The following is an 8,513-nucleotide window of genomic DNA, read 5'->3' on the forward strand; positions in this document are numbered from 1 at the left end:
CTAGGGCGGAAGGAGAAGAATGCACTCACCTTCGCACCGCCCCAGGAGCGTTGCTCAAGTACGCAACGTCAGCTCTTCTTGTCCTCCGACGAGGAAGGCTTGGCGTCCACACCGGCCTCCTTGCGCTGCGCCGGAGTGATCGGCGCCGGAGCCGCGGTCAGCGGGTCGAACCCACCGCCGGACTTCGGGAACGCGATCACGTCGCGGATCGACTCGGTCCCGGCGAGCAGCGCGGTGATCCGGTCCCAGCCGAACGCGATCCCGCCGTGCGGCGGCGCGCCGAACTTGAACGCGTCGAGCAGGAAGCCGAACTTCTCGGTCGCCTCCTCGTCGGTCAGGCCCATCACCTTGAAGACGCGCTTCTGGATGTCCTCGCGGTGGATACGGATCGACCCACCGCCGATCTCGTTGCCGTTGCAGACGATGTCGTAGGCGTAGGCGAGCGCGTTGCCCGGGTCGGTGTCGAAGGTCTCCAGCGAGTCCGGCTTCGGCGAGGTGAAGGCGTGGTGCACAGCCGTCCACGCACCCGAACCCACCGCGACGTCACCAGCGGCGGTCGCGTCGTCGGCCGGCTCGAACAGCGGCGCGTCGACGACCCACAGGAACGACCAGGCCGACTCGTCGATCAGGCCACCGCGGCGACCGATCTCCAACCGAGCCGCACCCAGCAACGCCCGCGAAGTCTTGATCGGACCAGCAGCGAAGAAGATGCAGTCACCCGGCTTCGCACCGACGTGGTCGGCCAGCCCCGCACGCTCTTCCTCAGAAAGGTTCTTCGCAACCGGACCGCCGAGCTCGCCGTCCTGGCCGACCAGCACGTAGGCCAGTCCGCGAGCGCCACGCTGCTTGGCCCACTCCTGCCACGCGTCCAACTGCTTGCGCGGCTGGTCCGCACCACCCGGCATCACGACAGCACCGACGTACGGCGCCTGGAACACGCGGAACGGGGTGTCCTTGAAGTACTCGGTGCACTCGACCAGCTCGAGACCCATCCGCAGGTCGGGCTTGTCGGAACCGAACCGCGCCATCGCCTCGGCATACGTCATCCGCGGGATCGGCGTCTGGACGTCGTACCCGATCAACTTCCAGAGCGCGGCCAGCACCTCTTCGGCCAGCGCGATCACGTCGTCCTGGTCGACGAAGCTCATCTCGATGTCGAGCTGGGTGAACTCCGGCTGCCGGTCGGCACGGAAGTCCTCGTCGCGGTAGCAGCGCGCGATCTGGTAGTACCGCTCCATACCGGCCACCATCAGCAGCTGCTTGAACAGCTGCGGCGACTGCGGCAACGCGTACCAGGAGCCCGGCTGCAGGCGAGCCGGGACCAGGAAGTCGCGGGCGCCTTCGGGCGTCGACTTGGTCAGCGTCGGCGTCTCGATCTCGACGAAGTCATGCTGAGCCAGTACGTCGCGCGCCGCCTTGTTCACCTGGCTGCGCAGCCGGAGCGCCGCACCCGGGCCCTGGCGACGCAGGTCGAGGTAGCGGTACTTGAGCCGGACCTCTTCGTTCACCGGGGTCGCGTGGTGCTCCTCGACCGGGAACGGCAACGGGTCAGCGGAGTTCAGCACCTCGACCTCAGCCGCGATGACCTCGATCGCGCCGGTCGGCAGGTTCGGGTTGGCGTTGCCCTCCGGCCGCGCGTTCACCTCGCCGACGATCTTGAGGCAGAACTCCGAACGCAGCGGTCCGGCGACCTCCTCGTCGCGGATGACGACCTGGACCGTGCCACTGGAGTCGCGCAGGTCGATGAACGCCACGCCGCCGTGATCACGCCGCCGCGCCACCCAGCCGGCCAGCGTGACGGTCTGCCCGGCGTGCTCGGCACGCAACGAGCCTGCGGAATGGGTACGGATCACGAGTTCTCCTGAGTGTTGATTTTCGGTCGTACGTCGACTGCCGGCGGCGCCCACGTGGCGGGGTCGACCGCCACCTGCTCACCGCTGCGAATGTCCTTGATCTCGGGCCCGTTCTCAGTGCTGAACAGCACGAACGGAATCCCCCGCCGGTCCGCGAACTTGATCTGCTTCCCGAACTTCGCCGCCGCGGGCGCAACCTCGACCGGGATCCCCCGGCCCCGCAACTGCGCCGCGGTCCGCATCGCCTCGGCCCGGTCCTCCTCCGCGTTCAACGCGACCAGTACGGCGGTCGGCGTACTGCGGCTGCCCTTCAGCAAACCTTGGCTGATCAGCCGGTGCACCAGCCGCGAGACGCCGATCGAGATCCCCACACCCGGGTACGTCGTCTTGCCGTCCGACGCGAGTGCGTCGTACCGGCCGCCGCCGCCGACGGATCCGAATGCCTCCTGGCCGACGAGGTAGATCTCGTAGACCGCGCCGGTGTAGTAGTCCAGACCGCGCGCGATCCGCAGATCGGCCAGCAGCAGACCGGGCGCGTGCTCGGTCGCGGCGGCCATCACCTGGCTGAGCTGCTCGAGCCCCTCGTCCAGCGTCGGGTGCTCGACACCGAGTGCACGCACCTGCTCCACGAACGACGTGTCGGTGCTGGAGATGTCAGCCAGCTGAACCGCCAGCCGGGCCTGCTTGTCCGTCGCGCCGGACTCGACCAGGCGCTCGACCACCTTCTCCGGACCGATCTTGTCGATCTTGTCGACGATCCGGAGCACGGTGGTGACGTCGTCCAGGCCGAGGCCGCGGTAGAAGCCCTCGGGGATCTTGCGGTTGTTCACCTTGATCACGAACTCGGGCACCGGCAGCTTGCGCAGCGCGTCCGCGATCACCAGCGGCAGCTCGACCTCGTAGTGGTTCGGCAGCTCACCACTGTCGACGATGTCGATATCGGCCTGGGTGAACTCGCGGTACCGGCCCTCCTGCGGACGCTCACCACGCCAGACCTTCTGGATCTGGTAGCGGCGGAACGGGAAGGCGAGCTTGCCGCCGTGCTCCAGGACGTAGCGGGCGAACGGGACGGTCAGGTCGAAGTGCAGACCGAGCGACGCGTCCTCACCTTCGGCCGCGAGCCGCCGTACACCGTAGATCTCCTTGTCGGCGTCCTCGCCCTGGTTGGACAGGCGCTCGACCGGCTCCACCGCGCGGGTCTCGACCGACGCGAAGCCGTGCAGCTCGAACGTCTCCCGGATGGTGTCGAGGAACTCCAGCTCGACGATCCGGTCGGACGGAAGGAATTCGGGGAACCCACTGAGAGGGGTCACCTTGCCACTCATGATTTCGGTATCTCCAGGTCCTGCAAGTAGGGGTTGGTCGCCTTTTCCCGGCCGATCGTGGTCTGGCCACCATGACCCGGCAGGACGACGATCTCGTCGCTCATCGGCAGGATCTTGGTGGCCAACGTATGCAGCATCGCCGGATGGTCGCCACCTGGCAGATCCGTCCGGCCGATCGACCCGGCGAACAACACGTCACCGGAGAACAGCACCGCGGGGACCTCTTCAGGACCCAGGTACGGCGTGGTGAAGGTGACCGACCCCCGCGTGTGCCCCGGGGTGTGGTCGACGACCATCTGAAGGCCGGCCAGCTCGAGACTGAGTCCGTCCTTAAGCTCGGCGACGTCGTCCGGCTCGGCGAACTCGTGCTTGCCGCCGAGCAGCATCGCCGCCGTCTCCGGGCTGATCCCGGCCATCGGGTCGGCCAGCAGGTGCCGGTCGTCCGGGTGGATCCAGGCGGTCGTGTTGTACGTGCCGCAGACCGGCAGCACCGAGAACATGTGGTCGATGTGACCGTGCGTGAGCAGTACGGCGACCGGCTTCAGCTTGTTCTCCCGGACCACCTGCTCGACCCCGGCGGTCGCGTCCTGCCCCGGGTCGATGACGATGCATTCCGCGCCCTGGCCGGTGGCGACGACGTAGCAGTTCGTACCCCACGATCCCGCGGGGAACCCGGCGATGAGCACGACTGACCTTCCTGGTGACAAGAGCTGGACCACCCAAGGCTACCGGTGCCCCGATGCCGAGTTCGAACCGGATTGTTAGGCAACACCGTTGCGCACGAGCTGGGAGTTTGTGATTGTTCAGGGATAAGCGTCGGGATAGGCCCCGACGCGCCCGGACGGGCCCTGAACGCAGTCGTTGGACCAGGGCCCGGCCAGAATGGGCACGAGCGCAGTACATACCGCCGGAAGGGGCGAGTTGTGGCCGGAGAGAGCTGGGGCCGGGTAGCCGAGGACGGAACCGTCTTCGTACGGACCAAGGACGGGGAACGGGCGGTCGGCCAGTGGCCGGACGCGAAGCCGGAGGAGGCCCTCGCCTTCTACACCCGCCGGTACGACGCCTTGGCGTTCGAGGTGGAGCTGCTGGAGCAGCGCGTCCAGGCGGGCACCGTGTCCCCGGACGACGCCCGGGCGGCGGTGAAGAAGGTCAACAGCTCGCTCGAGGAAGCCCAGGCGGTCGGTGACCTGGACGGACTCAAGGCCCGGCTCGAGGCGCTCACCCCGCTGCTCGCCGTACAGCGTGAGAAGCGCAAGGCCGAACGCGCCGCGAAGGTCGAGGAGGCGCGCTCCGCCAAGACCAAGATCGCCACCGAGGCCGAGACGATCGCCGCCGGGACCGACTGGCGGCACGGCGTCACCCGGCTGCGCGAGCTGCTCGACGAGTGGAAGGCCCTGCCCCGGCTGGACAAGGCCAGCGACGACGAGCTGTGGCACCGGTTCTCGTCCGCGCGGACGACGTACACGCGGCATCGCAAGCAGCACTTCGCCGAGCTCTCGTCGAAGCGCGAGGAGGCCGCGACCGTCAAGGAGCGCCTGGCCGCCGAGGCCGAGACGCTGTCCGCGAACACCGACTGGGGCCCCACCTCGGGCCGCTTCCGCGAGCTGATGCGCCAGTGGAAGGCCGCCGGCCCCGCGCCGCGCGAGGTCGACGACAAGCTCTGGGCCCGCTTCCGCGCCGCCCAGGACACCTTCTTCGGCGCCCGCGACGCGATCCAGGCCGAGGAGAACGCCGAGCAGATCCAGAACCAGCAGGCCAAGGAGGCCTTGCTGGTCGAGATCGAGGCGATCCTCCCGGTCACCGACGCGAAGACCGCGCGCGACCAGCTCCGCGACCTGCTCGACCGCTGGGACGCGATCGGCAAGGTCCCGCGCGACTCCATGCGCGCCATCGACGGTCGCCTGCGCGCTGTCGAGCAGGCCGTGAAGTCGGCCGAGGACGAGGTCTGGAACAAGAGCAACCCGGAGGCCCGCGCCCGCGCCGAAGCCACCGTCAAGCAGCTGCAGTCACTGATCGCCGACCTCGAGAAGCAGGCCGCCAAGCACGAGGCCCAGGGCAACACCCGCAAGGCCAACGAGGCCCGCGAAGCCATCGAGGCCCGCCGCGAGTGGCTGACCCAGGCCCAGAACGCGCTGACCGAGTTCAGCTGACCCCGCGGGACCGCAGCATCCGGCGCAACCGGTCGGAGCGGTCCAGCAGGTTCGTCCGGACGACCGGGACGGATTGCGCCGCCAGCGCGTCCGCCCGGTCAGCGTAGGCCGCGTCAACGCCGTACGGGCGAAGCCGCGCAGTGCTGCCTCTGTTGCGGCAGACTCCGCATCGCTTCCCCCTGTGGATAACCGAACGCACGCCGCGGCCATCTTCGGTCATCATGCTGCGATGCTCCCAGCCGATTTTCCGTACTTCTTCTGCGGTCTGCCCTTCCGTGCACACCAGGTGGGCCGCAAACTGCGCTGGCTGCTGGGGCGCGGCGACATCCGCCAACTGATCCCTGGTGTGTACGTCGACAGTCGCGTCCCCGACTCGCTGGACCGCCGAGCTGAAGCGCTGAGCCTCGTCGTACCTGCTGGTGCTGTCATCCACGGCGATGCTGCTGCCTGGTTGCACGGCATCGACACCACCGCGCTCGGCCCGGAGCCCACGATCCAGCCACGCTGGACGTACGAGGATCGGCCCACCGTGGAGGTCCGCGGGCTCCTGGTCACCTCACCGGCCGCAACCGCGATCGAGTTGGCGCAGCGCCTGCCGCGGCCCTTCGCGCTCTCATCACTCGACGCCCTCCTGCACACCCAGGCCGTCACCCGCTCGGAGTTGCAGGCAGCCGCCCCTTCCTACTTCGCCCCCGACGGCGCCTCCCAGGCCGCGCTGCTCCTGCGCCTTGCCGACGGCCGTGCGGCCTCCCCCGGCGAGTCCTGGCTCCGACTGCGGCTCTTCGACGCCAGCTTCCCCCGCCCCGAACTGCAGGTGCCGGTCGACCGCTATCGGCTCGACCTCGGCTACCCCAACAATCCGGTCGACGGGCGGCGGCTAGGGCTCGAGTACGACAGCGACGCCTGGCACTCGACGAACCGCCAGCAGATCCGCGACGCCACCCGCCGTACCAGTCTCGAACGCATCGGCTGGCACATCATCCCCATCCGCCGCCCCGACCTCTGGGGCTCCTACCCCGCCCTAGAACTAGCCGTCGGCGCCTTCCTCTGCCAGCACCCCAGACTCCCCCGCCGCTGGTGACCCCAGCTCGATCCAGTACCGGCACACCTCAGCGCGGACCTCCTCGAGCACCCCGCCGTTGCGCTCAATCGTCCGCGCCGAGGAAGGATTGTCAGCCAGACAAACCACGAGCACGCGCCCCATCCCCCGCGCGCGAGCTTCCCCCAGAATCGCTCCAAGCGCCCAGCTGGCCACACCCCGGCCGCGCGCAGACGGCCGAACGCCGTACCCGATATGCCCCGTCCGCTCGTTCAGCTCATGCCGCAGCCCGATCCCACCCAGCACTCGCCCGTCCTCGACAATCCACCGACTCGTCCCACCGCCGGCCCGCACCCGTGCGACCCAGGCCTGGAAGCCCTGGACCGACTCCACATCGTCCGTCGCCTCAAGACCGAAGCCGTCCTCGTGCAGCCCCGGCCCCCACTCCGCATGTGCCTCGCGCCAAGCGACGTACAGATCAATGCTCGGTTCCACCAAAGTCAAAGCCACCACCCGACACTACCCAGCCGCTCTCCGCCGCCCAACGCTCAGCACCGGCCATCAGTACGTCGGTCGCCGGCGCCTTGATCTGCCCGTAGTCCGCAAGATCGGTGACCCTCGCAGCCAGCCGTTGCTTGAACGCGCCCCACGCATCGCGTACGTCGTCGCGCGCCCGCAGGTAGTCGCGGAACAGCAAGGCATACCGCGCATTCGGCCCACCCAGCAGCCGTAGATGCACGTTCGTCGCGCGCTCCCCAGGCGGCGGCGCAAAGACGAGCTTCGGGCACCTCACACCGGCTGAGACCTCAGTCCGGTTCCACTCCTCGGGCCGGCACCGGAAGCCCACGTCGCTCAGCAGGCTGATCAGCTCGGCCTCGTCGAGCGCGGCGACTCGCACCTGCGCATCGATGCAGTCCTTGGCCGCGAGGCCTGGCACCGAGGTGGAACCGACATGGTCGATGACAACCGCGCGCTGACCGAGCGCGGATTGAAGGCGATCGGAGAGCTCGGCGAACTCCGCCGTCCAGGTCGATCGGTAGTCGGCGACAGCCACAGGTCGAACCTCATCAGCGAACGGCACAACCACCAGCATGCCCGATTTCTCTTGCCTGTAAGGCCGATTTGCCTCGTTATCGTTCCGTGACTATAGTCGAACACATGTTCGAGGAAGAGTTGTTGACGCTGTCGACGGCCGACTTACTGGAGTCGGCCGCCGAAGAACGCGCGACCGAATCCCGGTCGGCCACACGCTCCCTCGTTCATGCTGTCGTGTACGCCGACCGTTTCCATCCTGACGTGGCGCCGGAGCGCCCAGGGCGTCGCGTGAGCGATGGCCGCGAGCGTGCGGTGGTGCTGGGCGGGGACGGCTGCCCACCCGTCCTGGAGTTCTGTGTCTCCGAGTACGGCGCGGTGGTCGGAATGTCGCCCGGAGTAGCGCGGGACTATCTCGCGAACGCGCTGGCGTTGCGGCACCGGTTCCCGTTCGTCTGGGCCCGGGTGCTGGCGGAGAAGGTCACGGCCTGGAAGGCACGCAACCTCGCCCGCGACTGCGAGAAGCTGTCCCTGGAAGCCGCGCTGTACGTCGACAAGCGCGTAGCGCACCTGCTCGACAGCATCTCGCCGACCCGGCTGGCCAAGATCATCAAAGCCGCCAAGATGCACGCCGACCCTGATCTGGCCAAGGCCGAGGCGGCCGAGAAGACCGACGAGCGCGGTGTCTGGGTCGGCCGCTCCGACGAGCACGGCACCAAGACCTGCGTGATCAAGGCGTCCTCGGGGGCGGTCCGGCGGCACAAGGCAAAGATCGACGAGATCGCCGACGCCCTGCTGGCCCTCGGCGACAAACGCCCCGTCCAGCTCCGCCGCGCCGAAGCGGTCGGCATCCTGCCCGACACCGCCTTCACCAACGAACTCCTCGCCCAAACCCAAGCCCAAGCCGACCACCACACCGCCTCCGCGTCGGACGCGACGCCCGCGCCTGACTCCGATCCCGCGTCGAACGCGACTACCGCGCCTGACCCCGGTCCCGCGTCGAACGCGACTACCGCCCCGGACCCCGTTCCCATGTCTACTGCCAGGCCATCGCCTGAGCCTGCCTCCACACCTGCGCCTGCATCCACTCCCGCACCCGCGCCCGCACCCACCC

Annotated in this window: 8 protein-coding genes and 1 pseudogene; 3 read left to right on the forward strand and 6 right to left on the reverse strand. The window is 68.6% G+C overall.

Going from position 1 to position 8,513, the window contains the following annotated elements; all coding sequences use genetic code 11:
* Positions 1-68: 68 nt before the first annotated feature.
* From aspS to E1261_RS04185, 3 genes are read right to left on the reverse strand one after another with little or no spacing between them, the layout of a single operon-like run.
* Positions 69-1,853, reverse strand: coding sequence for an aspartate--tRNA ligase (aspS, locus tag E1261_RS04175; RefSeq protein ID WP_132402085.1), 1,785 nt, complete (start codon positions 1,851-1,853; stop codon positions 69-71).
* Positions 1,850-3,178, reverse strand: a complete 1,329-nt coding sequence (gene hisS, locus E1261_RS04180) for a histidine--tRNA ligase (protein WP_132402088.1) — start codon at positions 3,176-3,178, stop codon at positions 1,850-1,852. Before hisS ends, aspS begins: the two co-directional genes overlap by 4 nt.
* Positions 3,175-3,864 carry an MBL fold metallo-hydrolase gene (locus tag E1261_RS04185; protein WP_132402091.1) on the reverse strand — a complete coding sequence of 230 codons (690 nt, stop codon included), beginning with the start codon at positions 3,862-3,864 and terminating at the stop codon, positions 3,175-3,177. The genes hisS and E1261_RS04185 overlap by 4 nt, the downstream gene beginning before the upstream one ends.
* Positions 3,865-4,101: 237 nt before the next feature.
* On the opposite strand from E1261_RS04185, the gene E1261_RS04190 reads away from it, so the two are divergent.
* Positions 4,102-5,328, forward strand: coding sequence for a DUF349 domain-containing protein (locus E1261_RS04190; protein ID WP_132402094.1), 1,227 nt, complete (start codon positions 4,102-4,104; stop codon positions 5,326-5,328).
* Here E1261_RS04190 and E1261_RS04195 read toward each other — a convergent pair.
* Complete coding sequence (locus E1261_RS04195) at positions 5,321-5,551, reverse strand: hypothetical protein (RefSeq protein WP_132402097.1); 231 nt, start codon at positions 5,549-5,551, stop codon at positions 5,321-5,323. The two genes, E1261_RS04190 and E1261_RS04195, sit on opposite strands and share 8 nt — an antisense overlap.
* 6 nt (positions 5,552-5,557) lie before the next feature.
* On the opposite strand from E1261_RS04195, the gene E1261_RS04200 reads away from it, so the two are divergent.
* A complete protein-coding gene (locus E1261_RS04200) occupies positions 5,558-6,409 on the forward strand; it encodes a hypothetical protein (protein WP_132402100.1) in 852 nt (283 codons plus the stop codon).
* On the opposite strand, the gene E1261_RS04205 is transcribed toward E1261_RS04200, so the two are convergent.
* Positions 6,356-6,877, reverse strand: coding sequence for a GNAT family N-acetyltransferase (locus E1261_RS04205; RefSeq protein WP_238175996.1), 522 nt, complete (start codon positions 6,875-6,877; stop codon positions 6,356-6,358). The genes E1261_RS04200 and E1261_RS04205 overlap by 54 nt on opposite strands.
* Positions 6,846-7,421, reverse strand: a complete 576-nt coding sequence (locus E1261_RS04210) for a GrpB family protein (protein WP_202874287.1) — start codon at positions 7,419-7,421, stop codon at positions 6,846-6,848. Before E1261_RS04210 ends, E1261_RS04205 begins: the two co-directional genes overlap by 32 nt.
* Positions 7,422-7,525: 104 nt before the next feature.
* Between E1261_RS04210 and E1261_RS04215 the strand changes: the two are divergent.
* Positions 7,526-8,513: pseudogene (locus E1261_RS04215) on the forward strand (hypothetical protein); the annotation flags it as partial.

This window comes from Kribbella albertanoniae (assembly GCF_004348455.1).
Classification (GTDB): domain Bacteria; phylum Actinomycetota; class Actinomycetes; order Propionibacteriales; family Kribbellaceae; genus Kribbella; species Kribbella albertanoniae.

Bases quoted from the DNA above. Each gene is read 5' to 3' on its own strand.
- E1261_RS04200 (WP_132402100.1), top strand. From the start codon at position 5,558: ATGCTCCCAGCCGATTTTCCGTACTTCTTCTGCGGTCTGCCCTTCCGT.
- E1261_RS04195 (WP_132402097.1), bottom strand. From the start codon at position 5,551: ATGATGACCGAAGATGGCCGCGGCGTGCGTTCGGTTATCCACAGGGGG.
- hisS (WP_132402088.1), bottom strand. From the start codon at position 3,178: ATGAGTGGCAAGGTGACCCCTCTCAGTGGGTTCCCCGAATTCCTTCCG.